23 protein-coding genes and 1 pseudogene are annotated in these 26,351 nt (G+C 63.8%); 6 read left to right on the top strand and 18 right to left on the bottom strand.

Annotated elements, in window-relative coordinates:
- Positions 1-46 precede the first annotated feature (46 nt).
- The 5 genes from ACVIIV_RS01010 to ACVIIV_RS00990 are packed head-to-tail and all read right to left on the bottom strand — an operon-like array spanning position 47 to position 6,710.
- The gene (locus ACVIIV_RS01010; protein ID WP_456742498.1) at positions 47-577 is read right to left on the bottom strand and encodes a gluconokinase; all 531 of its coding nucleotides are present in this window, start codon (positions 575-577) and stop codon (positions 47-49) included.
- Positions 564-1,313 (bottom strand): 6-phosphogluconolactonase, encoded by a 750-nt coding sequence (gene pgl, locus ACVIIV_RS01005; RefSeq protein ID WP_456742497.1) that lies wholly within the window; start codon positions 1,311-1,313, stop codon positions 564-566. The genes ACVIIV_RS01010 and pgl overlap by 14 nt, the downstream gene beginning before the upstream one ends.
- The gene (gene zwf / locus ACVIIV_RS01000; protein WP_456742496.1) at positions 1,310-2,821 is read right to left on the bottom strand and encodes a glucose-6-phosphate dehydrogenase; all 1,512 of its coding nucleotides are present in this window, start codon (positions 2,819-2,821) and stop codon (positions 1,310-1,312) included. The genes pgl and zwf overlap by 4 nt, the downstream gene beginning before the upstream one ends.
- Positions 2,822-2,848: 27 nt before the next feature.
- On the bottom strand, positions 2,849-3,847 hold the full coding sequence (gene gnd / locus ACVIIV_RS00995) for a phosphogluconate dehydrogenase (NAD(+)-dependent, decarboxylating) (protein WP_456742495.1): 999 nt from the start codon (positions 3,845-3,847) through the stop codon (positions 2,849-2,851).
- Positions 3,848-3,860: 13 nt separating this feature from the next.
- Positions 3,861-6,710, bottom strand: a complete 2,850-nt coding sequence (locus ACVIIV_RS00990; RefSeq protein ID WP_456742494.1) for a bifunctional transaldolase/phosoglucose isomerase — start codon at positions 6,708-6,710, stop codon at positions 3,861-3,863.
- Between the two features lie 327 nt (positions 6,711-7,037).
- On the opposite strand from ACVIIV_RS00990, the gene ACVIIV_RS00985 reads away from it, so the two are divergent.
- From ACVIIV_RS00985 to ACVIIV_RS00970, 4 genes and pseudogenes are all read left to right on the top strand, one after another.
- Positions 7,038-7,658 carry an STM3941 family protein gene (locus ACVIIV_RS00985; protein ID WP_456742493.1) on the top strand — a complete coding sequence of 207 codons (621 nt, stop codon included), beginning with the start codon at positions 7,038-7,040 and terminating at the stop codon, positions 7,656-7,658.
- Positions 7,659-7,955: 297 nt separating this feature from the next.
- Positions 7,956-9,900 (top strand): annotated as a pseudogene (locus ACVIIV_RS00980) (PrkA family serine protein kinase).
- A 19-nt stretch (positions 9,901-9,919) separates the two neighbouring features.
- Entirely contained in the window at positions 9,920-11,197 is a 1,278-nt protein-coding gene (locus ACVIIV_RS00975) for a YeaH/YhbH family protein (protein ID WP_456748643.1), read from the top strand.
- A complete protein-coding gene (locus tag ACVIIV_RS00970) occupies positions 11,194-12,732 on the top strand; it encodes a SpoVR family protein (protein ID WP_456742492.1) in 1,539 nt (512 codons plus the stop codon). The genes ACVIIV_RS00975 and ACVIIV_RS00970 overlap by 4 nt, the downstream gene beginning before the upstream one ends.
- 247 nt (positions 12,733-12,979) lie before the next feature.
- On the opposite strand, the gene ACVIIV_RS00965 is transcribed toward ACVIIV_RS00970, so the two are convergent.
- The 6 genes from ACVIIV_RS00965 to ACVIIV_RS00940 form a co-directional block, all read right to left on the bottom strand.
- Complete coding sequence (locus ACVIIV_RS00965) at positions 12,980-13,423, bottom strand: DUF1801 domain-containing protein (protein ID WP_456748642.1); 444 nt, start codon at positions 13,421-13,423, stop codon at positions 12,980-12,982.
- Positions 13,424-13,434: 11 nt separating this feature from the next.
- Positions 13,435-13,638, bottom strand: coding sequence for a hypothetical protein (locus ACVIIV_RS00960; RefSeq protein WP_456742491.1), 204 nt, complete (start codon positions 13,636-13,638; stop codon positions 13,435-13,437).
- 143 nt (positions 13,639-13,781) lie between these two features.
- Positions 13,782-14,210: an SRPBCC family protein gene (locus ACVIIV_RS00955; protein ID WP_456742490.1), complete on the bottom strand. Its 429-nt coding sequence runs from the start codon at positions 14,208-14,210 to the stop codon at positions 13,782-13,784.
- Positions 14,207-14,530, bottom strand: coding sequence for an ArsR/SmtB family transcription factor (locus ACVIIV_RS00950; RefSeq protein WP_456742489.1), 324 nt, complete (start codon positions 14,528-14,530; stop codon positions 14,207-14,209). Before ACVIIV_RS00950 ends, ACVIIV_RS00955 begins: the two co-directional genes overlap by 4 nt.
- Before the next feature lie 222 nt (positions 14,531-14,752).
- Entirely contained in the window at positions 14,753-15,214 is a 462-nt protein-coding gene (locus ACVIIV_RS00945; protein ID WP_456742488.1) for a DsrE family protein, read from the bottom strand.
- Between the two features lie 39 nt (positions 15,215-15,253).
- The gene (locus ACVIIV_RS00940) at positions 15,254-15,871 is read right to left on the bottom strand and encodes a hypothetical protein (RefSeq protein ID WP_456742487.1); all 618 of its coding nucleotides are present in this window, start codon (positions 15,869-15,871) and stop codon (positions 15,254-15,256) included.
- 323 nt (positions 15,872-16,194) lie between these two features.
- Here ACVIIV_RS00940 and ACVIIV_RS00935 point away from each other — a divergent pair, with 323 nt between their 5' ends.
- Both ACVIIV_RS00935 and ACVIIV_RS00930 read left to right on the top strand, forming a co-directional pair.
- Complete coding sequence (locus ACVIIV_RS00935; RefSeq protein ID WP_456742486.1) at positions 16,195-17,760, top strand: SUMF1/EgtB/PvdO family nonheme iron enzyme; 1,566 nt, start codon at positions 16,195-16,197, stop codon at positions 17,758-17,760.
- Between the two features lie 16 nt (positions 17,761-17,776).
- A complete protein-coding gene (locus tag ACVIIV_RS00930; protein ID WP_456742485.1) occupies positions 17,777-18,271 on the top strand; it encodes a DUF4399 domain-containing protein in 495 nt (164 codons plus the stop codon).
- Here the strand turns inward: ACVIIV_RS00930 and ACVIIV_RS00925 are convergent, their stop codons facing one another.
- The 7 genes from ACVIIV_RS00925 to pqqD all read right to left on the bottom strand — a co-directional run bounded on the left by ACVIIV_RS00925 (position 18,272) and on the right by pqqD (position 26,345).
- Positions 18,272-19,327 carry a 2-oxoacid:ferredoxin oxidoreductase subunit beta gene (locus ACVIIV_RS00925; protein WP_456742484.1) on the bottom strand — a complete coding sequence of 352 codons (1,056 nt, stop codon included), beginning with the start codon at positions 19,325-19,327 and terminating at the stop codon, positions 18,272-18,274. It abuts the gene before it with no gap.
- Positions 19,324-21,171 carry a 2-oxoacid:acceptor oxidoreductase subunit alpha gene (locus ACVIIV_RS00920; protein ID WP_197962800.1) on the bottom strand — a complete coding sequence of 616 codons (1,848 nt, stop codon included), beginning with the start codon at positions 21,169-21,171 and terminating at the stop codon, positions 19,324-19,326. Before ACVIIV_RS00920 ends, ACVIIV_RS00925 begins: the two co-directional genes overlap by 4 nt.
- The gene (locus tag ACVIIV_RS00915; protein ID WP_456742483.1) at positions 21,141-22,940 is read right to left on the bottom strand and encodes an FAD-dependent oxidoreductase; all 1,800 of its coding nucleotides are present in this window, start codon (positions 22,938-22,940) and stop codon (positions 21,141-21,143) included. Before ACVIIV_RS00915 ends, ACVIIV_RS00920 begins: the two co-directional genes overlap by 31 nt.
- 236 nt (positions 22,941-23,176) lie before the next feature.
- Complete coding sequence (locus ACVIIV_RS00910; protein WP_456742482.1) at positions 23,177-23,854, bottom strand: hypothetical protein; 678 nt, start codon at positions 23,852-23,854, stop codon at positions 23,177-23,179.
- A gap of 13 nt (positions 23,855-23,867) precedes the next feature.
- The gene (gene pip / locus ACVIIV_RS00905) at positions 23,868-24,854 is read right to left on the bottom strand and encodes a prolyl aminopeptidase (protein ID WP_456742481.1); all 987 of its coding nucleotides are present in this window, start codon (positions 24,852-24,854) and stop codon (positions 23,868-23,870) included.
- On the bottom strand, positions 24,844-26,037 hold the full coding sequence (gene pqqE / locus ACVIIV_RS00900) for a pyrroloquinoline quinone biosynthesis protein PqqE (protein WP_456742480.1): 1,194 nt from the start codon (positions 26,035-26,037) through the stop codon (positions 24,844-24,846). Before pqqE ends, pip begins: the two co-directional genes overlap by 11 nt.
- A complete protein-coding gene (gene pqqD, locus ACVIIV_RS00895; protein ID WP_456742479.1) occupies positions 26,034-26,345 on the bottom strand; it encodes a pyrroloquinoline quinone biosynthesis peptide chaperone PqqD in 312 nt (103 codons plus the stop codon). The genes pqqE and pqqD overlap by 4 nt, the downstream gene beginning before the upstream one ends.
- Positions 26,346-26,351: the final 6 nt, after the last annotated feature.

Raw genomic sequence — 26,351 nt, 5'->3', positions numbered from 1 at the left:
GGCAGGACCTTGGAATTCATCAGGTTGCCCCGAAAGATTTCTTGCCTCAGCGTTTCGCGCCGCCCAGTTTCAGCTGCCGCACGATTCCGTCCACGATCGCTTCGACGGTCTCGTCGATCGAGACCGTGATCACGTGCTCGCCCGCCTCCGGCGGCTCCAGCGTATTGAATTGGCTCGTCAGCAGCTCGGGCGGCATGAAGTGTCCTTTGCGCTGCGCCAGCCGTTCGGCGATCAGCTCCTTGGTGCCCTTCAGGAACACGAAGCGGACGTCGTCGCGTCCACGCAGCAGCACGTCGCGGTAGGCGTGCTTCAGCGCCGAGCAGGCGATGATGACGTGCTCGCCGCGCTGGCACACAAGCGCGATCTCGTCGGCGATGGCGTTGAGCCAGGGCCAGCGGTCCTCGTCGGTGAGCGGATGACCGGCCCGCATCTTCTCGACATTGCTGGCGGGATGAAAGCTGTCGCCGTCCTCGAAACGCCAGCCGAGCCGCTCGCCGAGTGCCTTCGCAACCGTGCTCTTGCCCGAACCCGACACGCCCATCACGATCAATGCACAAGGTGCTTCAGCGCGGCCCACGAATTTCCTCCGGAAGCGCGGCCCTATCGACCAGCCAGACGGTCTCGCCATTCGAGCGCGCGCGTAAGGCCGGCAGATTCTCGCCATTAAAGAGGCGCGTCAAGATCGGCCGCTTGTCGTGCCCGGCAATCTCGAACAGCATCTCGCGGCAGGAGGCCAGAACGGGCAGGGTGAGCGAGATCCGCGGCACGAACGGCGCGACATTGGCTTTGGGCACGCCAACGACCCAGCGTCGGGTTTCCTCGATCTCGGGATATCCGGGAAACAGCGAGGCGGTGTGCCCGTCCGGCCCCGCGCCCGTCAGAACGAGATCGAACAGCGGGCGCGCCGGATCGAGCTGGTCTGCGCCGTAGACGGCCTGCAGCTCGCGTGCATAGGCTTCCGCGCCGGCATCGGGATTCTCAGCCGTGGTCGGAATCGGGTGGATATGGCCGGCGGGCGCACTGCGGTCGAGAAACGCCGCGCGCGCGACCGCCATGTTGTTGAGGGGATCGGCTTCGGGCACGAAGCGCTCGTCGCCGATGAACCAGTGCACGCGGTCCCACGGAATCCTGCCGCGCCAGGACTCGCTCCCGAGCAATTGATAGAGCTTCTTCGGGCTGGAGCCGCCGGTGAGGCAGATCGCGATCCGTCCGGGATTGGCCGCGATCCGCGCCATCACCCGTTCGGCGGCGGTGTGGGCAAGCGCTTCGGCGTCGGCTTCGACGATCAGCTTCGGCTGGCGGGCCGCAATCACGAGTATTTCCGCCAGCTTCGCCCGTCGCGCCGGAGCAGTTCATCGGCGCAGGCGGGGCCGTCGCTGCCGGCTTCATAGGTCTCGATGCCGTTGGTGCCGGCTTGTTTCCAGGCGTCCAGGAACGGCTGCACCGCCTGCCAGCCGGCCTCGACGCCGTCGGCGCGCTGGAACAGGATGTTGTCGCCGATCATGCAGTCGTAGATCAGCGTCTCGTAGCCGGTCGAGGGATCGGCCCGGAAATAGTCGCCGTAGCGAAACTTCATCTCGACGCCGTCGATGGTGACGCTCGGACCCGGGACCTTGGCGTTGAACTGAAGCTCGATGGTTTCGGTCGGCGCGATGCCGATGGTGAGGAAGTTCTGCGACAGGCGGTCGACGTCGGTGCCCGAGAACATCGAGAGCGGCGCCTGCTTGAACTTGATCGCCACCTCGGTGCGCTTGTGCGCCAGCGCCTTGCCGGTGCGCAAGTAGAACGGCACGCCGGCCCAGCGCCAATTGTCGATCATCAGCTTCAGCGCGACATAGGTCTCGGTGGTGCTGCCCGGCTTGACGTCCGTGGCCTTGCGATAGTCCGGGATCTCCTCATCGCCGATGCGGCCCGCGAGATATTGCGCGCGCACCGAGCTCGTCAGTGCTTCCTCCCGGCTCGGCCGCTGGATCGCGGTGAGCACCTCGGCCTTCTCTGAGCGGACCGAATGGGCGTCGAAACGGCTCGGGGGCTCCATCGCCACCAGCGACATCAGCTGGAACAGATGGTTCGGCACCATGTCGCGCAACGCGCCGGTGGCATCATAGAAGCCGCCGCGATGCCCGACGCCGAGCTTCTCCTCGACGGTGATCTGGATGTGGTCGATGTGGTTGCGATTCCAGATCGGCTCGAACATGCCGTTGGCAAAGCGCAGCACCAGGATGTTCTGCACCGTCTCCTTGCCGAGATAATGATCGATCCGGTAAATCTGGTGCTCGTCCATGATCTTCAAGAGCTCGGCATTCAGCGCGCGCGCCGAGGCGAGGTCGGTGCCGAACGGTTTTTCGACGACTAGCCGCCGCCAGGCGCCGTTCTCCTTCATCATGCCGGTGCGGCCGAGCTCGCGCGCGGTCGGCGCGAAGGCGGCGGGCGGGGTGGCGAGATAGAACAGCCGGTTGCCGCCGGTCTCGTGCGCGCATTCCAGCGAATCCAGGTGCTTGCGCAGGCGGTCGAAGGAGGGCGGATCCTTTGCGTCGGCCTCGACGAAGGTCACGCACTCCAGCAGCTTCTTGGCGATGTCGTCGTCCACGGGCCGCGTCGCGAACTCGCGCAGGCCTTGCATCAGGCTGTCGCGCAGCTCGTCATCCGATTGGCCCCTGCGGGCCACGCCGACGACGCAGAATTTTTCCGGCAACAGGTGCTCGGCCGCCAGATTGTAGAGCGATGGCATCACCAGGCGATGGGTGAGATCGCCGGTGACACCAAAGATGACGAAGGCGCAATTTTCCGGCTTGCGCTTTGCTTGCGGGTCTTTTGTCACGAACTGTCGGCCTTCGCTTGGTTACGCTTACTTTGGCTTCGCCGCGCCCGGCTGCTTCGGCTCCTTGTGGCCGCCGAACCCTGCACGCATTGCAGAGAGAATTTTTTCGGCGAAGGTGTGTTCCTTGCGGGAACGGAAACGTGTGTAGAGCGCCGCGGTCAAGACTTCGGCCGGCACCGCCTCATCGATCGCGGCATTCACGGTCCAGCGGCCTTCGCCGGAATCCTCGACGAAGCCGGAATATTCCGACAGAAGCGGGCTGTCGGCGAGTGCGGTCGAGGTGAGGTCGAGCAGCCAGGAGGGGATCACGCTGCCGCGCCGCCACACTTCGGCGATGTCGGCGAGATCGAAATCGTAGCGATGATCTGCCGGCAAAGCCTCGATATTGGCATTCTTGAGGATGTCGAAGCCTTCGGCATAGGCCTGCATCAGGCCGTATTCGATGCCGTTGTGGATCATCTTGACGAAGTGCCCCGCGCCCACGGGGCCGGCATGGATGTAGCCTTGCTCGATACGGGGATCGCGCCCCTCGCGTCCTTCCGTACGTGGGATGTCGCCGGCGCCGGGCGCGAGCGCGGCGAAGATCGGATCGAGCCGGTCAACCACCTGCTTCTCGCCGCCGATCATCATGCAATAGCCGCGGTCGAGGCCCCAGACGCCGCCGGAGGTGCCGACATCGACATAGTGGATGCCGCGCTCTTTCAGCGCCTTGCCGCGGCGGACGTCGTCCTGCCAAAAGGTGTTGCCGCCGTCGATGATGACGTCGCCGTCCTGCATCACGGCGGCGATCGTCTCGATCGTGGTCTCGGTGATGCGCCCTGCCGGCAGCATCACCCAGGCCGTGCGCGGCCGCTCCAGCTTGGCGACGAACTCTTCCAGCGTCGCCGAGCCGACTGCGCCGTCTGCGGCAAGGCCGGCGACGGCCTTGGCGTCCTTGTCATAGACCACGGTCGAATGTCCCTGGCGCATCAGGCGGCGAACGATGTTGCCGCCCATTCGGCCGAGGCCGATCATGCCGAGTTGCATCTGCATTATTCCCTTAGTTCAGCGCGTCATTGAGCGCCGCGTTGAGGGCCGCGAGACCCTTCTTGAGCCCGCCCTTCAGGTGCACCCGCAGCGCACGCCGGCCCCGCTCGGTGAGCACGTCGAAATCGCCGCGCGCCTGCGCCGCCTTGATGACGCCGAAGCTCGCTTTCTGGCCCGGCACCTGCAGATCCTTGACATCGTCCGCCGTGATCTGGAGGAACACGCCGCTGTCGGGTCCGCCCTTGTAGGCCTGTCCCGTCGAGTGCAGGAAGCGCGGTCCGAACTCGGCGCAGGTCGCGACGTGCCGCTTCTCGCGTACCTCTAACCGCATGGCCTGCAGCGCGTCGGTCGTTGCCTTGTCACGCGCGATGTAGCCGAGCAGGGCGACATAGTCGCCATGGTTCGAGCGGGAGAGATGCGCCTTCAGCCAGGAGCTGAGATCGCCGTTGGCGCCGGCCGCGCGTAACGCCGTCGCGTTGGCTTCATCGGTGTAGAGGTCGGCCTCATCCGTGCTGACCACCGGCTGCTCATCCGGCAACGCGCCGGTCTTCTCGAACGCGGCAGTGAGCTCGCGGGTCTTGATCTTGGCCGCTTCCACGTCCGGCTGGTCGAATGGATTGATGCCGAGGATCGAGCCTGCAACCGCCGTCGCCATCTCGAAGCGGAAGAACTCCTGGCCCAGATGCTCGATCGACTTCATGACGATGCGCACCACGGGATGGCCGGCCGCTTCGATGGCGGCAAGCTTGGAGTCGTGGGCGGCGTCCGCTTCGCCCTCGATGCGGATGTCGATGAAGAAGCGATCATTGCCGTAGACCGAGGGATCGCCCAGCGGCTCGCCCTCGATCGGGATCAGGCCCTTGCCCTCCTTGCCGGTCGATTCCGCGATGAGCTGCTCGGCCCAGGCGCCGAAATCGGCGATCTTCTTCGACGCCAGGATCGTCACCTTGTCGCGGCCTTCCAGCCCGGCGAGGCCCATGGCAAGCCCGAGCTGCACGCCCGGGTTCTCGGATGGCGGCACGTCCGGCCCGCAGGAGCGCGCCATCGCGAGCGCATGCTTGATGAAGGCCTTGACGTCGATGCCCGCGGTTGCCGCCGGCACCAGACCGAACGGCGAGAGCACCGAATAGCGTCCGCCGATCGAGGGCTCGCCGTGGAAGATGCGGGCGTAGTTCAGCTTCTTTGCCGCCTTCTCCAGCGACGAGCCGGGGTCGGTCACGGCGATGAAGCGATGGCCGGTCTTCACCTTGGTCCCGACCGCCTTGGCAACCTGTTCATGGAAATAGTCCTTCATCGCGTTCGGCTCGGTGGTGCCGCCGGACTTGCTGGAGACGATGAAGACGGTGTTGGCGATGTCGATCTTCGCCTCCATCGCCCGCACCTGCGCGGGGTCGGTGGAGTCAAGCACATGCAGCTTCGGGAAACCGGGCTTCTTGCCAAAGGTCTCGGCCAGCACTTCGGGGCCGAGGCTCGATCCGCCCATGCCGAGCACGACGGCGTCGGAGAATTTCTGGCCCTTCACGCGGCCCGCATAGTCCTCGTAATCGGCAATGTCGGCCTTGGCCGGGCTGTCGAGCCAGCCCAGCCATTTGTCCTCGTCGGTGCCGGTCCACACTGACTTGTCGCGCTGCCAGAGCCTGCGAATCTTGGCGGAGGCGCGCCATTCCTCGGAGCTCTTGACCACGGCCTTGCCGAGCCCGTCGCCGAGCGAGAGCAGCTGGCGGTCGAGCGCGGGCCCCAGCACGGTGGCACGCTTGTGCGCGACCGCGCCGTAGAGCTTGTCGGCGGCGTCGGCGAACAGCTTGACGCCGTCCCTGACCAGCTCCTCGGTGATCGCATCGAGCGAGATGCCGGAGCGCTCCAGCTCCTCCAGCACGCGCCTGGCGTCATCGACATTCTCTTCCAGGCTGTCGCGCGGCTTGCCGTGGTCGCGAAACGCATCCAGCGTTGCCGGCGGCATGGTGTTGATGGTGTCGGGGCCGATCAGCTCCTCGACATAGAGGACGTCGCTGTAGTCCTTGTTCTTGGTGCCGGTGGAGGCCCACAGCATGCGCTGCGGCTTGGCGCCCTTGGCGGCGAGCTTCTCCCAGCGCGGACCTGTGAACAGGCGCTTGTAATCCTGATAGGCAAGCTTGGCATTGGCGATCGCGACCTTGCCCTTCAGCGCGGCAAGCCGCTCCTTCTCCGATGGATCGTTGGCGCGGGCGATCTTCTCGTCGAGCTGCTTGTCGACGGCCGAGTCGATCCGGCTGACGAAGAAGCTCGCCACGCTCGCGACATGCGACGGATCGCCGCCGCCGGCGACGTACTTCTCGAGGCCGGCGAGATAGGCTTCGGCGACCTCGAGATAGACTGCCTTCGAGAACAGCAGCGTGATGTTGATGCTGATGCCGTCGCCGATCAGCGTCTCGATCGCCGGCAAGCCCTCGCGCGTCGCCGGCACCTTCACCATCAGGTTCTTGCGACCCACGTCCTTCCACAGCCGGCGCGCCTCGGCGACCGTGCCGGCGGTATCCATCGCCAGATAGGGCGACACTTCCAGGCTCACGAAGCCGTCCTGGCCCTCGAGGCGATCATAGACCGGGCGCAGCACGTCGGCGGCGTTCTGGATGTCCTCGATTGCGACCGCCTCGAACAGGTCGGCCACGGTCCGGTCGCCGCGCTTCAGTGCCTTGCCGATCGAGGCGTCATATTCGTCGGAACTGCCGATCGCCTTCTCGAAGATCGACGGATTGGAGGTGACGCCCTTGACGCCATCGGTGTCGATCAGCCGCTTCAGGTCGCCCTTGGCGATGAAGCCACGGGCCAGGAAGTCCAGCCAGACCGCTTGTCCGTGCTTTTCCAGTTCTTTGAAGGGATTCATGATGTTTATTTCTCTCCAAGCCTGCGGACGAGGGGTTTTCGCGCCGGTCCTGACGCGCTATCCTCTAGCTTACATGCTCCCAGGAGGGAACCAATCAAGGTTATGGGAGTCATACTCTCCAGTGTAACTCCGTCGCGATCATGGCGATCCAGGCGGGCAGTGGCTGTGTTGCGTAAAAGTCGTCGGCCGGAGGGCGCGGCCGAAGTCTCGTTGCGTAATGTCAGGCATCGCGGCTCGTCAGCCTGTGGTTTCGTGGAGTGCCATCGGCGGATTCCGATCCGCGCTGCATCGTGATTAGGCCGCGAATGGCCATGCTGGGGGAAGAACATGCACGCCGATAAGAACGGTCTGGCCGTCGCCGACAGCCAGCAATGGGTTGCGTCGGTAAGCATCGACGCATGCCGCGATCTTGAAGTCGGTCGATGCGTGACGCAGATGCGGCTGCTGGTCGCGGCGGGCTTTGCCATGACCCTGCTGAGTGCAAGCCTTGCCTTCGACTGGTGGGACAGTCTCGGCGATTACGACACGACAGTCGGCTATGCCGGTGTCGTGGTGTTCGGCCTGGTGACCATCTGGCTGATCTGGATGCTTCCCGCCGAGCGAGGAGCGGTGGTGGTCGTCACCCCCTACGGCATCCGCGATCTCCGCATCGGCAAGGAATTTCTGCTGTGGGAGTCGATCGCGGAGATTTCCGCTGGAGAATACCGCGGCCACAAGACGATCGTGCTGACGCCGACGCCGGCATTGCGGCGCCAGCTGTGCGCCATCCCCACCTTGGCCCGTTGCGCGCAGGACGGTCGCATCATCATCCGGTTGGAAGGCTTGGCGACCGATTTTGATACACTGCTGTGCGCCTGTCGCGACTGCCACGCTGCCGGCCGCGCGGGCACCGCATTGCAGCAGGAAGATGAACGCGGCCCCCAAAGCTTCGCCGTACAAGTGTCATAAGATCGCCGCTCCCGGATCGCTATGCTGCATTGCCGGACAGTCACATCCCCGGGAACGCCCGGATGTTGCGACCAAGTGACATTTTCTGGAAATGAGCCAATATAGACAGAGATTCGCACAAATTACAGGCATGTGCCTGTTCGTAACTCATGGAGTGCCTACGTTGTGCGTTGCGTCGTGTTGGCACCCGGGTGTCCAATGATCGTCATGTGCTCACGCTGATTCGAAACGGCCTGAGGAACGGTCCGGTAACTGCTTTCGTTTCAGCTTGTAGCGGAACTCACGCGGAGAGGGATCATGTACAACGATTCTCTATTCAACGCTTTCGCTCGGTCGTTCGAGGCGAGAAGCCAGCACGACATGTCGATGGCGGAATATCTGGAATCGTGTCGAAGCGATCCCATGAAATACGCGAACGCGGCCGAACGACTGCTAGCGGCGATCGGTGAGCCCCAGACGATCGACACGCGCCAAGGACCCACGCCTTGGCCGTATTTTTTTGAACCGCACGATCCGCACCTATCCGGCCTTCGCCGGCTTCTACGGCATGGAAGAAACCATCGAGCGCATCGTCGGTTTCTTCCGCCACGCGGCGCAAGGCCTGGAGGAGCGCAAGCAGATTCTCTACCTGCTCGGCCCGGTCGGTGGCGGCAAGTCCTCGCTGGCCGAGCGGCTGAAGTCGCTGATGGAAGTGAATCCGATCTATGTGCTCAAGGCCGGCGACGAACTCTCGCCCGTGTTCGAGAGTCCGCTCAGCCTGTTCGATCCCGATCAGCTCGGCCCGATGCTGGAGGAGAAATACGGCATCCCGCGCCGACGTCTCACCGGCCTGATGAGCCCGTGGTGCTACAAGCGGCTGGAGGCCTTCGGCGGCGATATCTCGCAATTCCGCGTCGCCAAGATCCAGCCGTCGCGGCTGCGCCAGATCGCGATCGCCAAGACCGAGCCCGGTGACGAGAACAACCAGGACATCTCCTCGCTGGTCGGCAAGGTCGACATCCGCAAGCTCGAGACCTACGCCCAGAACGATCCCGACGCCTACAGCTATTCCGGCGGCCTCAACCGCGCCAACCAGGGCGTGCTCGAGTTCGTCGAGATGTTCAAGGCGCCGATCAAGATGCTGCATCCGTTGCTGACCGCGACGCAGGAAGGCAACTATATCGGCACCGAGAACATCGGCGCGATCCCGTTCACCGGGATCATCCTGGCGCACTCCAACGAAGCCGAGTGGGCGAGCTTCAAGGCCAACAAGAACAACGAAGCCTTCATCGACCGCATCTGCGTGATCAAGGTGCCCTACTGCCTCAGGGTTACCGAGGAGCAGAAGATCTACGAGAAGCTGATCCAGGGCTCCGAGCTCGCCTCCGCCCCTTGTGCGCCTTCGACGCTGGAGACGCTGGCGCGGTTCTCGGTGATGTCGCGCCTGCGCAAGCACGAGAATTCCACGGTGTTCGCCAAGATGCGGGTCTACGACGGCGAGAGCCTGAAGGAATCGGATCCCAAGGCGCGCAGCGTCCAGGAATATCGCGATGCCGCCGGCGTCGACGAGGGCATGGACGGTGCCTCCACCCGCTTCGCCTTCAAGGTGCTGGCTGCGACCTTCAACCACGATCCGCAGGAGGTCGCCGCCGATGCCGTGCATCTGATGTACGCGCTGGAGCAGGCGATCCGCCGCGAGCAGCTGCCGGAGGAAACCGAGAAACGCTATCTCGAATTCATCAAGGCGGAGCTGGCGCCGCGCTACGCCGAGTTCATCGGCAACGAGATCCAGAAGGCCTATCTGGAATCCTACTCGGATTATGGCCAGAACCTGTTCGATCGCTACGTCGACTATGCCGACGCCTGGATCGAGGACCAGGACTTCAAGGATCCCGACACCGGCCAGCTGCTCGATCGCGAGCTTTTGAACCAGGAGCTGACCAAAATCGAGAAGCCGGCGGGTATCGCCAACCCCAAGGACTTCCGCAACGAGGTCGTCAAATTCTCGTTACGGTCGCGGGCCCAGAACGGCGGCAAGAATCCGACCTGGACCTCCTATGAGAAGATTCGCGATGTGATCGAAAAGCGGATATTCTCCCAGGTCGAGGACCTGCTTCCGGTCATCTCCTTCGGGTCGAAGAAGGACGGCGAGACGGAGAAGAAGCACGGCGAGTTCGTCGCACGCATGGTGGAGCGCGGCTACACCGAGCGTCAGGTTCGCCGGCTCGTCGAATGGTACATGCGCGTGAAGCAGGCCGGTTGAGGCGGATGGAAAAGTGCCCATTCACATTATTGACAGGCGCCTGAATCCAGGCGGCAAGAGTCTTGAGAACCGCCAGCGGTTCTTGCGTCGGGCCAAATCCCTGGTGCAGGGCGCCGTCAAGAAGACCTCGCAGGAACGCGACATCAAGGACGTCCTGGAGGGTGGTGAGGTCACGATCCCGCTCGACGGCATGCACGAGCCGCGCTTCCGCCGTGAAGGCGGAACGCGGGACATGGTCCTGCCCGGTAACAAGAAGTTCGTCGAAGGCGATTACCTCCAGCGCTCCGGCCAGGGCAGCGCCAAGGATTCCGGCCCCGGCGAAGGCGACAGCGAGGACGCCTTCCGCTTCGTGCTGAGCCGTGACGAGTTCGTCGATCTGTTCCTCGACGACCTCGAGCTTCCGGATCTCGCCAAGCGCAAGATCGCGCAGACCGAGAGCGAAGGCATCCAGCGTGCCGGCTACACCATGTCCGGCTCGCCGGCCAACATCTCGGTGAGCCGGACGGTGAAGCTCGCGCTCGCCCGCCGCATCGCGCTCAAGCGTCCCCGCAAGGACGAGCTCGACGAGCTGGAAGCCGCGATCGACGCCTGCACGGACGAGGACGAGCGCGCGGAGCTGGTCGCCCAGCTCGAAAGGCTGAAGGCGAAGTCCAAGCGCATCCCCTTCATCGATCCGCTCGACATCCGCTACCGCCGCTTCGAGACGGTGCCGAAGCCCGTCGCGCAGGCCGTGATGTTCTGCCTGATGGACGTCTCCGGCTCGATGTCCGAGCACATGAAGGATCTGGCGAAACGCTTCTACATGCTGCTCTACGTGTTCCTGAAGCGGCGCTACAAGCATGTCGAGATCGTCTTCATCCGCCACACCGACCGCGCCGAGGAGGTGGACGAGCAGACCTTCTTCTACGGCCCCGCCTCGGGCGGCACGCTGGTCTCCAGCGCGCTGCAGGCGATGCACGAGATCGTGCGCGAGCGCTTCAACCCGTCGGACTGGAACATCTACGCCGCGCAAGCCTCCGACGGCGACAATTCCTATTCCGACGGCGAGCTCACGGGTCTGCTGCTGACCGACAAGATCCTGCCGGTCTGCCAGTTCTTTGCCTATCTCGAGGTCGGGGAATCCGGCGGCAGCGCCTTCGATCTCTCCGACTCCTCGCTCTGGGCCCTCTATGAGCGCCTGCGCAACAGCGGCGCACCGCTCTCGATGCGCAAGGTCTCGGAGCGTAGCGAGATCTTTCCGGTGTTCCACGATCTGTTCCAGCGCCGCGAAACTGCCCAGGAGAAGACCGCTCCATGACGGAACGATTGTTCGAAGGCGCCGATTGGGATTTTCACACCTTGCAGCGCATCACCGATGCCTGCGAGGAGGTGGCGTTGAAGGATCTCGGGCTCGACGTCTATCCGAACCAGATCGAGGTCATCACTGCCGAGCAGATGCTGGACGCCTATTCGTCGGTCGGCATGCCCTTGTTCTACAAGCACTGGTCGTTCGGCAAGCACTTTGCTTTCCACGAGGCGTCCTATCGCAAGGGTCTGATGGGGCTCGCCTATGAGATCGTGATCAACTCGTCGCCCTGCATCTCCTATCTGATGGAGGAGAACACGGCGACGATGCAGACGCTGGTGATCGCGCACGCCGCCTTCGGCCACAACCATTTCTTCAAGAACAATTATCTGTTCAAGCAGTGGACCGATGCCGACGGCATCCTGGACTATCTCGACTTTGCCAAGAACTACGTCATGCAATGCGAGGATCGCTACGGCCGCATCGAGGTCGAGCGCACGCTCGATGCCGCGCATGCGCTGATGTCGCACGGCATCGACCGCTATCCCGGCAAGAAGAAGCTCGATCTGCGCGCCGAGGAGAAGCGGGCAGGGCGCCGCCGCCAGCACGAGGAGGAGGTCTTCAACGATCTCTGGCGCACAGTCCCCAAGGGCGCGGCCAAGACCCGGTCCGCGCTCAGCATCGAACGCCGCCGCAAGCTGCTCGGCCTGCCGCAGGAGAATTTGCTCTATTTCCTGGAGAAGAGCGCGCCGCGGCTGGCGCCCTGGCAGCGCGAGCTGCTCCGCATCGTCCGCCACATCGCGCAATATTTCTATCCGCAGAGCCAGACCAAGGTCATGAACGAGGGGACGGCGACCTACGTCCACTATCGCATCATGACCAGGCTGCACGAGCAGGGTCGTATCAGCGACGGCAATTTCCTCGAATTCCTGGGATCGCACACCAACGTCGTGTTCCAGCCCGAATTCGACGACCCCCGCTTCTCCGGCTTCAACCCTTACGCGCTCGGCTTTGCCGTGATGCAGGACATCGAGCGCATCGTCACCAGGCCGGGCGACGAGGACCGCGAGTGGTTCCCCGACATCGCCGGCAAGGGCGATGTCATGGGCGTGCTGCGCGACGTATGGGCCAACTACCGGGACGAGAGCTTCATCGGCCAGTTCCTGAGTCCCAGATTGATGCGGCACTTCCGCATGTTCCATCTGCACGACGATCCCGAGGAGCGCGCCGGCATCCGCGTCGATGCCATCCATGACGAGCGCGGCTTCCGCCGCGTTCGCCGCGAGCTGGCGCGGCAGCACGACGTCGGCTTCATCGACGCCAACATCGAGGTGGTCGACGTCGATCTCTCCGGCGACCGCCGCCTGATCCTGCATCACCACGTCATCAAGGGCTCGCAGCTCAACGAGACCGATGCCAAGCGGGTGCTGCAGCATCTCGCCGATCTCTGGACCTACGACGTCGCGCTGATCGAGGTCGATGCCAACGACAAGGTCCTGCGCGAATACGTCGTCAGCCCGCGCCCGATCGCGGCGGCGGTGGCTTGAAGGCGCAGCAGATCAGGCTATGACGGCATTGAGAGACTAGCACTAGCCTCTCGCCGTCACCCTGAGGTGCGCGTTCAGCGGCGCAAATGCGCCGCTGAACAAGCCTCGAAGGGCGACGGCCCGGCTGCATCTCGGCCGTGCATCCTTCGAGGCTCTGCAAGCGGTGCTGCGCACCACTTGCTTCGCACCTCAGGATGACGGTGATGCTCCGTCATTGCGAGTGCAACGAAATCAATCCGGCGGCGCGCTAGTCCGATCGCTTGGCCGATTTGCCTTTCGCCTTCGACGCATTCAGCTCCACCGCCGCACGGATCAGCGCCTTCAACGCCTTCTCGTTGATCTTCTCGCCTTCGCGAATATCGATCGCGCGGCGCACGTTGCCATCGAGGCTGGAATTGAACAGGCCCGCGGGGTCGTCCAGCGCCGCGCCCTTGGCGAAGGTCAGCTTCACCACTTCCTTGTAGGTCTCGCCGGTGCAGATGATGCCGTCGTGCTCCCACACCGGAACGCCGCGCCATTTCCACTCCTCGACGACGTCAGGATCGGCCTGCTTGATCAGGCCGCGGACCCGCGCGAGCGTCTCGCCGCGCCAGTCGCCGAGCTCCATGATCCTACCGTCGATCAGTTTTGAGGGCGAGGCTGTGCCTGCTTCCTTCGCGCTGCTCTTCTTCACCGTCACGGCCTTCTTCATCATCGCCTCGTTCACGCGTTGCTGCGGCCAAGATAGGGCAACGCGAACAGATAGAGCCCGGTCGCAAGCAGCGGGATCAGCGGGACGAGCGCCAGGAAGCCGATCCACACGGCCTGGACCTGCATGGTCATCGCCACGATGTTGGCAATGACTGCGAGGGTGAAAGCCATCGACAGCCAGCGGTGAATCTGCCGAATCCACATATGCGTGCTCATTGGGACCTCCTTTGAGATTGATCGGAATGGACGCCGGCGGAGCTAGAGCATGATCCGGAAAAGTGTGCAGCGGCTTTCCGAAAAGATCATGCTCAAACGAGAACCTAAAGCGCGATGACGATTCATACTGATCTCATCGCACTTTAGCCTGTGCGCGCCAGCAACTCGTCCAGCTTGGCCAAGAACTGCTTCCAGCCGGCATGCGCGCCGCCGAAAGCCTGCTTCTGTGTCGGGCTGAAGCCCGCCTGCTCGACGCGCAGATGCGTGCCCGCGTCCGTCGGTGTCAGCGTGAAGGTCACCACGCTCTTGAGATCGAAGGCGGCGTCCTCATGCGAGAAATTCCAGGTGTAGGCGAGCGTCTTCTGCGGCTCGATGGTGAGCACCTCGCAGTCCAGAACGCCGCCCCATTCGCCGCGCAGGTTGAAGCGATGGCCGACCGTCGGCTTGAAGTCGTTCTTCATCAGCCATTCCTCCATCAGATGCGGCTGCGTCAGCGCGCGCCAGATCCGTTCAGCCGGAAAGGCAAATTCGCGCTCGATGACGACGGTGCGAGTCTCGGCAGGTTCGTTCATTGGTCCATCCTCTTCAGGAGATCGTCGAGGGCGTCGAGCCTTTTCTGCCAGAACCCGGCCATCTGACCGGTCCAGTCGATCAGCGGATTGAGCGCACCGGGCCGCGCGCTGTAGTGGGTCTGGCGTCCTTCATGGCGGTCGTGCACCAGGCCAGCCTGCTTCAAGGCGCCGAGATGCTTTGAGACCGCCGGCTGGGACACACCGGATCGCGCCGTCAATGCCCCGACGGTCTGCTCCCCCTCGCGGCACAGCCGCTCGAAGATCGCCCGCCGCGTCGGGTCGGCGAGCGTCCTGAACAGGAGATCGTGCGCGGCGGACATGGGGAATCCATAACTCGGAAGTTATGGATGAACTCATAACTGGAGGGTTATGGGTGAGTCAAGTGCAACGGGAGGAGATGGCGCTGGTTGGCGCAGCCCTCTCCACGTCATTGCGAGGAGCCCTTGCGACGAAGCAATCCAGCGTCTTTCCGCGGAAGGATTCTGGATTGCTTCGCTGCGCTCGCAATGACGGAGGAGATGGCGGTGCCTGGAGCGCTGCCCCTACGGCCGCAAATACAAGTACCCTTGCGACTGCAGCTCGGCCAAACGCACCACGCCGCCCTTCTCGGCGCCGACGAAGCCCGGCAGCAGCTCGTTGAGCGTGACGTTCTGCGCCTTCATCGTGTTGCCGCAGGCGGCGAACTCGATGCCGTCCTTGGAGAACTCGACCACGCGCTTGCTGATGTCGGGGTTGGCCTGCGCCGAGTGAAACGCCTTCAGCGCCGGGCCGTGGATCACCAGCGCGATCGTCACATGCTCGGGGCCGCCGACGCCGTCGATGTGGTTCTGGATGTTGCCGAGCACGAAATTGACCTTCTCGGCATCGCTGAGATGGTAGACGACCTTCAGCTTGTTGCTCGCGCCGGCTTCGGTCGCAGCTTTCGCGCTGGAGGCGCCGAGCGCCGCGCCAAGGACCGCGCCAAGGGCCGACACAGCGCTCCACAAGATATTCCGGCGGTTCATGGCGGTCTCCCTCGACTGACTGAGCTCGCGCGACAGATATCACTTGTGGCGCAGTGCGGCGAGTTCCTTGCGGTCAGTCACGAGTGAGGCGCATTCGCGGTTGTCGGTGCGGTCGAGCCGAAAGATCCTGTCGTCGGCGCCGCCCACCAGCGACTGTTCGGCGTCGTCATCGGGCTTGTTGTTCTGCCAGACCCTGACCCGTTCGAGCCGCACGATTGCCGACTTGTCGTCCTTTGACAGCGCCACGCCGATGCCGCCGCCTTCGCAGTCGACGCCGCAGCCGAGGCGGATTTCGGTGCCGTCCTTGGTGAACGCGGCGTGGTTACAGGAGCCGCTGGAATCGAAATCGCCGCTGCGATGGCGATACCTGAAGCCGAGGCGGAACGAGTTGTGGAGCTGCTTGTCCTCCTTGTCGACCTCCGCGGAGACCAGCAGCTTCATCGAGGCCACCTTCTGCTTGGGGTGGCGCGCCAGATGCTCGGCATCGTAGCGACGGACGAAGCAGGCATAGGCCTTGTCCGCGGGCGCCCCCGCATAGAGGCGCGCGTTGAATGCGTCGGCTTCGGCCTTGGTGGTCTCCCGGACCTTGTCCTCATCGGCGCGGGCGACGCCGGTCAGCGCAGCAAAAGTTAGAGCAGCAATGACAGTGCGCTTCATGACGGCCTCGGGCGCGCGATAATTTGACCGCAGCACAACAGTGCTGCTGTCTGTTAGACGCGAGCGAAGTGCAGCGCGTTCAACCTTCGCACGTCGCTCGCGTGACCATCGTGCAGGAGATACGGGCCAACGGCCCCGCGCCGGGCCTTAGTCACAGCTCGGATCAAGAAGGTTCAATGGGAGTGACGCCTTGATTTCTCCGGAACCCGATGCCGGCGATCGCTGCGACATTGTCTCGGTTCGTCAATGTGATAGCCTTCACAGACGACCGCCTTTGGCGGTCGTAGGCTGGGGCTGCCTTGCAAGTTTGTGGAGTCCCCCGCATGGGCGAAATTCGCAACTTCAGATCCGGAAATCAGGATGAGCCGCCGCCGCACAGCGGAATGCCTCGTCGTCTCGCTGCGATCATCGTCGGCGACATTGCCTCCTACAGCCGGTTGATGCAGGCCGACGAGGAAGGCACGCATGTTCGCGTCAAGCGGATCGAGCGGGATCTCATCCAGCCCAGCATCATCGAACACCATGGAAGCTTGGTGAAGACGACCGGCGACGGCTTCATCGCCATTTTCGAGAGTCCCGTGGAGGCCGTTCGATGCAGCATCGTCATCCAGCAAAATCTCGTCGGTCGCAACGCCTCGGTTCCCAGGCATTCCCGGCTCGAATATCGGATCGGCGTCAATCTCGGTGACGTCATCGTGGAGCCGGACGACATCTATGGCGACGGCGTCAACATCGCCACGCGCATCGAGGGCATCGCGGAGCCGGGGCAGGTCTACATCTCCGGCGCGATCTACGAGCAGATCAAGCACAAGATCGTGTGCGGCTATGAGTCGCTCGGCGACCGCAAGGTCAAGAACATCACCGATCCCGTGCGCGTCTATCGGGTGCTGCCGGATGCAGACGCCGTCGGCAGGACCAGAAGCCGGCGCGAAAACGTTCTGCTCTTTCTTCTGATCACGGCATTGCTGGTGATCGCGGGTTACGTGCTTTGGTACGTGCTGGTGCAGCACCGCAGCCGGGTGGGGCAACAGGCTGCCGCTCCTCCGATCGCGGCGCCGTCGGCTTCGCCGACGCCGCAATCCGTTCCCTCGCTACAGAGCCCGGCGGTACCGGCGCCACAAGCCGCACCCGCGGCTTCTCCGTTGCCCGCAACGGCGCCATCGCCCGCAGCATCGCCTTCACCATCTCCGGCATCCAGTCCATCGGCGACGGCGGTCCGAGAACCCGAGATGATCGCCATTCGCGGCGGCAGCTTCGCCATGGGAAGCAATGACGATCCGACCGAGCGTCCCGTCCACCAGGTCACGATCAAGCCGTTCTCGATCGGCAAATATCCGGTGACCGTGCAGGAGTGGAACGAATGCGCCGCCGCAAAGGCGTGCTCCTTCACGGCCACCGGCAAGGACGATGCGCCGGTCAGCAATGTGAGCTGGACCGACGCGCAACAATATGTGGCGTATCTCTCCCAGGCGACGAAAAAGCCGTACCGGCTTCCGAGCGAAGCCGAATGGGAGTATGCGGCGCGCGGTGGAACGCAGAGCAAGTACTGGTGGGGCGACAAGCTCCAGCCCGGTATGGCCGGCTGCAAGGATTGCGGCAATCTCGGGACCGACCAGCCGGCGAAGGTCGGCAGCTTCAAGCCAAACCCGTTCGGACTATACGACATGGGCGGCGCGATCGACCAGTGGGTCGAGGATTGCTGGCATAAGAGCTATCAAGGCGCGCCTGGCGACGGCTCAGCATGGACCGGCGGCGATTGCTCCTCGCACGTCCTGCGCTCGGGCTCCTGGAAGAACGATTCGCGATATGTGCGGCCATCCAACCGCGATGGTTACGACACCAATGTCCGTTACCCGACGCATGGATTCCGTGTCGCGCTCAGTCCTTAGAGCTGGAGTAGGTTTGATGAAAATCATTCGCTGCGCCGCGCTGACGGCGGCGCTCGCATTGCTGCCAGGTGTTTTGCTGCCAAGTGTTTTGCTGCCAAGTGTTTTGCTGCCAAGCGTTGCGTACTCTCAGGGCAAGACAGCTCCCAAAGATGCAAAGCTCTATTTCATCACCCCGCAGGAGGGGCAGAAGATCCGCGGCGGGTTTTGGGTCCGGTTCGGTCTACGCAACATGGGCGTGACGCATGCTGGCGACGACTACCAGAACGCCGGTCATCATCATCTGCTGGTCGACGTCAACGATCCCATCGATATCAAGGAGCCGATTCCGCAGGACAAGTCCCATCTGCATTTCGGAGCAGGGCAAACCGAAACGTTTCTCGAGCTTCCGCCCGGCACGCACACGCTGCAATTGGTGCTGGGCGATGCGAAGCACTATCCCTTCGATCCGCCCGTCGTGTCTGACAAGATCACCATACGAGTGAGGCAGCCCGGTTCAGTCCGGCGCCGTTGATCACCGCAGGCTGGCGTTGATCTTGTCCAGCACCGCCGAACCCGGGCACAGCGTGTCCGCTTCCAGCGTGTTGAGCGGGGTCTCGACCGTGTTGAGGTGCTCGTGCAGGTCTTCGGCGTCCGGATCGACGTACAGAAGCCCGGTGACGATCTGTCCCTTCGCGGCGTGCCGCGCGAGAAAGGTCTGAGCGCCGAGACGGTCATGCGGATCGTAGTCCGCATCGATCTTGCGCAGCGCGATCTTGCTGCCGTCATGCTGCTCGACCACCTGCACCGTGCCCGGCGCGTAGTCGACCGCGATCGGATCGCGGCCGACCAGCACGTCGAGCCGGTTCACGGCGTCATTGTGCTCGCGGACATAGTCGAAGCTCTTGGTCGAGCCGGCGTGGTTGTTGAAGGCGATGCACGGGCTGATGACGTCGATGAAGGACGCGCCCTTGTGGCGAATCGCGGCCGCGATCAGCGGCACCAGCTGGGTCTTGTCGCCAGAGAACGAGCGGGCGACGAAGGTCGCCCCCAGCTGCAGCGCGATCGCGACGAGGTCGATGGCGTTGTCGGTGTTGGTGACGCCCTTCTTGCTCTTCGAGCCGCGATCGGCGGTGGCCGAGAACTGGCCCTTGGTCAGGCCGTAGACGCCGTTGTTCTCGACGATATAGGTCATGTTGACGGCGCGCCGGATCGAATGAGCGAACTGGCCGAAGCCGATCGAGGCGGAATCGCCGTCGCCGGAGACACCGAGATAGATCAGGTCGCGGTTGGCGAGGTTGGCCCCGGTCAGCACGCTGGGCATGCGGCCGTGCACGGAGTTGAAGCCGTGCGAATTGCCGAGGAAATAGTCCGGCGTCTTCGACGAGCAGCCGATGCCGGAGATTTTTGCCACCCGATGCGGCTCGATCGAGAGCTCGTAGCAGGCCTCGATGATCGAGGCCGTGATGGAGTCGTGGCCGCAGCCGGCGCACAGCGTCGAGATCTTGCCCTCGTAGTCGCGGTGGGTGTAGCCGAGCTCGTTCTTCTTCAAGCCCGGATGATGGAACTTCGGCTTGGCAATATAGGTCATGACACGGCCTTGCGGAGCGGGGTCACCTTGAGGTGATCCTGGTGGTCGCCAATGGCTTTTGCGATGAAACGGGCGGTGATCGGGGTGCCGTCGTAATGCACGATCGGCACGAGCCGCACCGGATCGATGCCGTTCTCGTTGACGATGAGCTGGCGGAGCTGGCTGTCGCGGTTCTGCTCGACGACGTAGACGAAGTCGTGCTCGGCGAGGAAGCTCGCGACGCTGGAGTGGAACGGGAAGGCGCGGATGCGCAGGCGGTCGAGCTGATGCCCGCGTGCCTCTAACAGGCCGATCGCCTCGTCCATCGCCGGCGAGGTCGAGCCGAAATAGATCACGCCATATTTGGTCGGCCGTTCCGCATTGGCCTGCAGCGGCCGCGGCACCAGGTCCTGCGCGGTCTCGAACTTGCGCACCAGGCGCTGCATGTTGTCGGCATAGACGGTGCCTTCCTCGGAATAGCGCGCATAGCGGTCGCGCGAGGTGCCGCGGGTGAAATAGGAGCCTTTGGTCGGATGCGTGCCGGGATAGGTGCGGTAGGGGATACCGTCGCCGTCGACGTCGAGATAGCGCCCGAAGTCGCGGCCCTCCTCCAGCATCTCCGCCGTCATGATCTTGCCACGGTCATATTGCCGGGCGTCATCCCACTTCAGCGGGCGGCAGAGCCGGTGGTTCATGCCGATGTCGAGGTCGAGCATCAGGAAGATCGTGGTCTGCAGCCGCTCGGCGAGATCGAAGGCGGCAGCCGCGAACTCGAAGGCCTCGGCCGGATCTTCCGGGAACAGCAGCACATGCTTGGTGTCGCCATGGGAGGCATAGGCACAGGCGATGATGTCGCATTGCTGGGTGCGGGTCGGCATGCCTGTGGAGGGGCCGGCGCGCTGGATGTTCATGATCACCGCCGGGATCTCGGCGAAGTAGGAGAGGCCGATGAACTCCGTCATCAGCGAGATGCCGGGGCCTGAGGTCGCGGTGAAGGCGCGGGCGCCGTTCCAGGAGGCGCCGATGACGATGCCGATCGATGCCAGCTCGTCCTCGCCCTGCACGATGGCGTATTTCGCCTTGCCCGTCTCCGGATCGTGCCGGTACTTCTTGCAATGGGCGGTGAAGGCCTCCGCGACCGACGATGACGGCGTGATCGGATACCACGCGCACACGGTGGCGCCGCCATAGACGGCGCCGAGCGCCGCGGCGCTGTTGCCCTCGATGAAGATGCGGTCGCCGACCTTGTCGGACTTCTTCACCCTGAGCCCGATCGGACATTTCAGGTTCTGCAGCGCCCAGTCGCGGCCGAGATGCAGCGCGTGGACGTTGGAGGAGAGCAGCTTCTCCTTGCCCTTGTACTGCTCGCCGATCAGTTGCTCGATCAGCTTCGGGTCCATGTCGAGCAGCGCGCTGAGCGCGCCGAGATAGATGATGTTCTTGAACAGCTGGCGCTGGCGCGGATCGGTATAGGTCGAATTGGTGATGGCGGTCAGCGGCACGCCAATCACGGTGATGTCGTCGCGGAATTTGGTCGACGGCATCGGCTTGGTGGAATCGTAGAACAGATAGCCGCCCGGCTCGATGCCGGCGACGTCCTTGTCCCAGGTCTGCGGGTTCATCGCCACCATCATGTCGACGCCGCCGCGGGCGCCGAGATGGCCGGCTTCGGTGACCCGCACCTCGTACCAGGTCGGCAGGCCCTGGATGTTGGAGGGGAAGATGTTGCGTGGGGACACCGGCACGCCATGGCGCAGGATCGCGCGCGCGAACATCTCGTTGGCGCTGGCCGAGCCCGAGCCGTTGACGTTGGCGAAGCGGACGACAAAGTCGTTTACGCTGCTGATCGGCTTTTTGTCGGACATGTCGAACCCGCGTGAGTCATCTCGATGAAATATTTCTGCATGTCCCAGGCGCCGGTGGGACAACGCTCGGCGCACAGCCCGCAATGCAGGCAGACGTCCTCATCCTTCACCATCACGCGTCCGGTCTTGAGATCCGAGGAGACGTAGAGATCCTGGTCCGGATGCGCCGAGGGCGCTTTCAGCCGCTGGCGCAGATCGCTTTCCTCGCCGTTGCCCGTAAAGGTGATGCAATCCATCGGGCAGATATCGGCGCAGGCATCGCATTCGATGCAGAGCGAGGTCGAGAACACGGTCTGCACGTCGCAGTTCAGGCAGCGATGCGCCTCGCCGAGCGCGAGCTTGACGTCGTAGCCCAGCTCGACCTCGGCGCGGATGTCCTTCAGCGCGATCACCTTGTCGCGATGCGGCACCTTGAAGCGCTTGTCGTTGGAGATGTCGTTGTCATAGCTCCATTCGTGGATGCCCATCTTCTGCGAGGAAATTTGCACCTCCGGCAGTGGGCGCTCGGTGATGTCTTCGCCCGACAGCATCTTGTGGATCGACAGCGCGGCGTCATGGCCGTGCGCGACCGCCCAGATGATGTTCTTCGGCCCGAACGCAGCGTCGCCGCCAAAGAACACCTTTGGATTGGTCGAGGCGAAGGTCTTGGGATCGACCATAGGCATGTGCCATTTGTCGAACTCGATGCCGCAATCCTGCTCGATCCAGGGGAAGGCGTTCTCCTGGCCGACCGCGACCAGCACGTCGTCGCAGGGAATGGTCTGATCGGGATCGCCCGAAGGCACCAGATTGCGGCGGCCTTTGGCGTCGTATTCGGCTTTGACGTGCTGGAAGGTGACGCCGATCAGCTTGCCGGCGACATGCTTGAATGCCACCGGCACCATGTAGTTGAGGATCGGGATATCCTCGTGGAGCGCGTCTTCCTTCTCCCAGGGCGAGGCCTTCATCTCCTCGAAGCCGGAACGCACGACCACCGTGACTTTCTCGCCGCCGAGGCGGCGCGCGGTGCGGCAGCAGTCCATCGCGGTGTTGCCGCCGCCGAGCACGATGACGCGCTTGCCGATCTTGTCGGTGTGGCCGAACGACACGTTGGCCAGCCATTCGATGCCGATATGGATGTTGGCGGCTGCCTCTTTCCGGCCGGGAATGTCGAGCTCGCGGCCGCGCGGCGCGCCGGAGCCGACGAAGATCGCGTCGTATTTATCCGCGAGCAGCGACTTCATGCTCTCGATGCGGTGCCCGCCCTTGAAGTCGACGCCGAGACCCAGGATGTAGCCGGTCTCCTCGTCGATCACCGAATTGGGCAGGCGGAATTTCGGGATCTGCGTGCGCATCATGCCGCCGGCTTCGGGATCGGCATCGAACACCGTGCAATGATAGCCGAGCGGCGCGAGATCGCGTGCCACCGTCAGCGAGGCGGGGCCACCGCCAACCAGCGCAACGCGCTTGCCGTTCTTCGGCGAGGGGCGCGGCAGGCGCTGCCTGATGTCGTCCTTGAAATCGGCGGCGACGCGCTTGAGGCGGCAGATTGCGACAGGGGTTTCCTCGACCCGTCCGCGCCGGCACGCCGGCTCGCACGGACGGTCGCAGGTGCGTCCCAGAATTCCGGGAAACACGTTCGATTTCCAATTGATCATATAGGCGTCGCTGTAGCGGCCTTGTGCGATCAGTCGGATGTATTCGGGAACCGGGGTGTGCGCAGGACAGGCCCACTGGCAATCGACCACTTTGTGAAAGTAGTCGGGGGCCGCGATATCGGTCGGTTTCATTCCTACCCTGTCCGCGCAGGCCCAAAGACCCCGCGGCCTTTTCTTGAGCTTGGCGGACGCTTAATGCGTCTCGATCTGGTTTCTGAATGACGTCATTGGGTTAGCTTATTAGAACCGTTCCGAAGTACAACGGCAAATTTGCGCGCTTCCCCTCTTTCATGGGAGCCAAGCGCGCACGGCATTCATGCTCCGCGCAATGTGCGTGCGGTGCAGCATGTTGCGGTGCGGATGCTGGTTCAGCTGCGCGCGAGATCGCTCTTCGCGAGGTCCCACATCAGGCAGTAGGTGCCGACGGAGATGGGAAGCTGGAAGGGCGCCGCAGGCGGGCCGGTGAAGCGCTCGGCGATGACTGCGGAGACCGCGCCGACATGGGTGCCGTCGATCAGCACGAACCAGTCGCGCGCGCCCTCGTTGCGCGCCGCCGGTATGTCCGCCGTTGCGCCCGACAATTCGGGCTCGCTTTCGAGCAGGTGCATCGACATGATGCCGTCGCGCTTGTCCGGCGCGAGCCTGTCTTGCAGTGCATCACGCCAGGACGCGGCGTTGCCGGGCGTCGGCCGCAGCCGCACCACGCCGAGGGCAGCCCCGCGTCCGGTGCCCTTGCTGATGGTGATGCGCGCGACGACGCGCAGCATGTCCTTGAAGCGCGCCATGGTCTGCCGCGACCAGTCGGTCGGGTTGGCGAGCCGCGCCTTGTAGGCGGGACTGTCGAGCACCTCTAACGTCGCGGTTGAATACAGGCACAGATATCTGGGATTGGCGGCATGCGCGACATAGCGCCGCGCTTCAAGGAATCCGTCGATCGCGACACGCTCTTCCAGATGCTCGCGATCGTACCAGCGGTTGAAATCGGCTTCATCTGAAACGTCGATGTTCATCGACGTCAGCAGCATGCCCTTTCCGGCGAGCGGCATTCTTCTTGTCCTCTCATCGCCCGATCTTCGATGCGAGGTCAGCGATGGACTTCATCACCGCGTCCCTCACGCCGCCATCATAGAGCGAATGTCCGGCTTCTTCCACGATGCGGAGCTCGGAACCGGGCCAGACTTTCGCAAGGGCCTGGGATGTCGCAGGAGGACACAGCAGATCATAGCGCCCCTGCACGATGATACCGGGAATGCCGGCGAGTCTCCCCGCATTCTGCAGCAGCTGGTCAGCGGTCATGAAGCTGTCGTTGACGAAATAATGCGCCTCCATGAATGGCGTCGCCGGTAGCGTCCGCCACACGTTCAGCGAGGCCAGTTCCAGCCGTGTCTTTGCAGGCTTGTGCTCGGAGAGCGTGCGCTCGGTGTCGTGCCAGGCCTTCGCCGCTGGGCCATGCACGCTCGGGTCGGCATCGAGGATGCGGCGCCAATAGGCATCGACCGGCCGGTCGCGCTCCTCGGGCGGCAGCACGCTAAGGAAATCCTCGTAAAGCGCGGGATGGAATTGCGACAGGCGGGAGGTGAAGGCCGTCTCGACCTCGGCCCGCGTGCCGAGAAACGTCGCGCGCAGCGCGATGCCGGAAACGCGCTCGGGATGCGCTTCCGCATAAGCCAGCGCCAGCGTCGCGCCCCAGGAGCCGCCGACCACCATCCAGCGTGAGATGCCGAACTTTTCGCGGATCTTCTCCATGTCCGCGATCAGGTGCGCCGTGGTGTTGTGCTCGCGCGATCCCTTGGGACGGCTGCGTCCGCAGCCGCGCTGATCGAACAGCACCGCGCAGAAACGGTCGGGATCGAACAGCCGGCGATGATCGGGCTGGCAGCCGCTGCCGGGCCCGCCATGCAGATAGACCGCAGGGATTCCGTCGGCGCGGCCGACGCTCTCGACATAGAGCTCATGGCCGTCGCCGACATCGAGCATATCCGAGGTCAGCGGCGCAAAGGGATCGGCGCGCCTGACCGCTGTGCCTGCGTCGGCGTCAGGCGTCATTCTCGGATTCCAGGGTGCCGCCGGCGAAATTGCGGTAGAGGAAGCGGTTGGTCTCGCCCTCGGCCTCGCGCTCGGCCTGCTTGAAGATGGTCTCGTGCAGCGGCGACAGCGCGCAAGCGGGGTCGGTGTTGGCGGCATCGCCCGTCAGCGCAAAGGCCTGGCAGCGGCAGCCGCCGAAATCGATCTCGCGGAATTCGCAAGTCTTGCACGGCTCTTTCATCCAGCCGGTGCCGCGATAGCGGTTGAAGGCGTCCGAGTTCTGCCAGATCCAGGCGATCGAATGGTTGGAACGCACGGATTCGAACTCGAGCCCGGTGATGCTCTCGGCGGCATGGCACGGCAGCACCTTGCCGGCGGGCGAGATGTTGAAGAACTGCCGGCCCCAGCCGCCCATGCACTTCTTCGGCCGCAGTGCGTAATAATCCGGCACGACGTAGTCGATGGTCAGCCGGCCCTTCAGCCGTTCGCGCGCCTCCTCGACGAGTCGGGTGCATTCGTCGAGTTGCGCCACGGTCGGCATCAAGGCGGCGCGGTTCTTCAGCGCCCAGCCGTAATATTGCACATTGGCGACCTCGAGCCGGTCGGCGTCGAGATCGAGCGCCATCTGGATGATGTCGGGGAGCTGGTGCAAATTCTGCCGGTGCATCACCGCGTTCACGGTGAGCGGCAGATCGAGCTCGCGCGTCCATTTCGCGACCTCGAGCTTCTTGCGGTGAGCGTTCCTGTAGCCGGCGACGCGATCGGCAAGGCCTTCCTCGATGCCCTGGAAAGAGATCTGCACATGGCAGAGCCCGGCATCCGCGAGATCGCTGAGCTTCTCGCGCGTCAGCAACACGGCCGAGGTGATCAGATTGGTGTAGAGGCCGGCGTCGCTGGCATGCTTCACCAGCTCGACGAGGTCCTTGCGTGCGGTCGGCTCGCCGCCGGAGAAATGCACCTGCAACACGCCGATCTCGGCGAGCTCGCTCAAGACCTTCTTCCACTCGTCCGTGGTCAGCTCCTTGCCCGAGCGGTCGAGCTCGACCGGGTTGGAGCAGTAGGGACATTGCAGCGGGCAGCGATGGGTGATCTCGAGCAGCACGGCGAGCGGAATGCCGAACGTCTCCGCCGTCGAGCGCTGCTTCTCCAGCACCGCGAGGCTGTCGCTGGTCTCGGGCGGGATGGTGCCGAGCACGTCGCTCATGACGTCTTCTCCCGGGCTTCGGTGAGAAAGCCCTTATCGGCGAGATCCTGCAGCATGGCGATCACATCAGTGAGGATCGCATCGCGCGGCGCGGCGTATTTCGCCGCGAGCCGATCGGCGACGTCGCCGACGCTACGCTCGCCGTTGCAGAGCTGCAAGACCTCGACCGCGATCTCGTCGGGCGCCAGCACCCGCTCCGGCGCCAGGATCACCCAGACCTTCCGCGTCTCATCATATTTCAGCTTGGCATGCCGCGGCAGCACGGGGCGGCTTGCCTCGCTGACGCTGATGTTCCGCGGCCCGGCCATTGCTGT

The organism is Bradyrhizobium sp. USDA 4354 (genome assembly GCF_054060315.1).
The sequence above is the reverse complement of the archived record's forward strand: the minus strand, read 5'-3'. Positions and strand labels throughout refer to the sequence as shown.

What these genes read in the sequence shown, in the direction of transcription:
- gnd (WP_456742495.1), bottom strand. Translation starts at nt 3,847, where the DNA reads ATGCAACTCGGCATGATCGGCCTCGGCCGAATGGGCGGCAACATCGTT.
- ACVIIV_RS00990 (WP_456742494.1), bottom strand. Translation starts at nt 6,710, where the DNA reads ATGAATCCCTTCAAAGAACTGGAAAAGCACGGACAAGCGGTCTGGCTG.
- ACVIIV_RS00985 (WP_456742493.1), top strand. Translation starts at nt 7,038, where the DNA reads ATGCACGCCGATAAGAACGGTCTGGCCGTCGCCGACAGCCAGCAATGG.
- ACVIIV_RS00970 (WP_456742492.1), top strand. Translation starts at nt 11,194, where the DNA reads ATGACGGAACGATTGTTCGAAGGCGCCGATTGGGATTTTCACACCTTG.
- ACVIIV_RS00965 (WP_456748642.1), bottom strand. Translation starts at nt 13,423, where the DNA reads ATGAAGAAGGCCGTGACGGTGAAGAAGAGCAGCGCGAAGGAAGCAGGC.
- ACVIIV_RS00960 (WP_456742491.1), bottom strand. Translation starts at nt 13,638, where the DNA reads ATGAGCACGCATATGTGGATTCGGCAGATTCACCGCTGGCTGTCGATG.
- ACVIIV_RS00955 (WP_456742490.1), bottom strand. Translation starts at nt 14,210, where the DNA reads ATGAACGAACCTGCCGAGACTCGCACCGTCGTCATCGAGCGCGAATTT.
- ACVIIV_RS00950 (WP_456742489.1), bottom strand. Translation starts at nt 14,530, where the DNA reads ATGTCCGCCGCGCACGATCTCCTGTTCAGGACGCTCGCCGACCCGACG.
- ACVIIV_RS00945 (WP_456742488.1), bottom strand. Translation starts at nt 15,214, where the DNA reads ATGAACCGCCGGAATATCTTGTGGAGCGCTGTGTCGGCCCTTGGCGCG.
- ACVIIV_RS00940 (WP_456742487.1), bottom strand. Translation starts at nt 15,871, where the DNA reads ATGAAGCGCACTGTCATTGCTGCTCTAACTTTTGCTGCGCTGACCGGC.
- ACVIIV_RS00935 (WP_456742486.1), top strand. Translation starts at nt 16,195, where the DNA reads ATGGGCGAAATTCGCAACTTCAGATCCGGAAATCAGGATGAGCCGCCG.
- ACVIIV_RS00930 (WP_456742485.1), top strand. Translation starts at nt 17,777, where the DNA reads ATGAAAATCATTCGCTGCGCCGCGCTGACGGCGGCGCTCGCATTGCTG.
- ACVIIV_RS00925 (WP_456742484.1), bottom strand. Translation starts at nt 19,327, where the DNA reads ATGACCTATATTGCCAAGCCGAAGTTCCATCATCCGGGCTTGAAGAAG.
- ACVIIV_RS00920 (WP_197962800.1), bottom strand. Translation starts at nt 21,171, where the DNA reads ATGTCCGACAAAAAGCCGATCAGCAGCGTAAACGACTTTGTCGTCCGC.
- ACVIIV_RS00915 (WP_456742483.1), bottom strand. Translation starts at nt 22,940, where the DNA reads ATGAAACCGACCGATATCGCGGCCCCCGACTACTTTCACAAAGTGGTC.
- ACVIIV_RS00910 (WP_456742482.1), bottom strand. Translation starts at nt 23,854, where the DNA reads ATGCCGCTCGCCGGAAAGGGCATGCTGCTGACGTCGATGAACATCGAC.
- pip (WP_456742481.1), bottom strand. Translation starts at nt 24,854, where the DNA reads ATGACGCCTGACGCCGACGCAGGCACAGCGGTCAGGCGCGCCGATCCC.
- pqqE (WP_456742480.1), bottom strand. Translation starts at nt 26,037, where the DNA reads ATGAGCGACGTGCTCGGCACCATCCCGCCCGAGACCAGCGACAGCCTC.
- pqqD (WP_456742479.1), bottom strand. Translation starts at nt 26,345, where the DNA reads ATGGCCGGGCCGCGGAACATCAGCGTCAGCGAGGCAAGCCGCCCCGTG.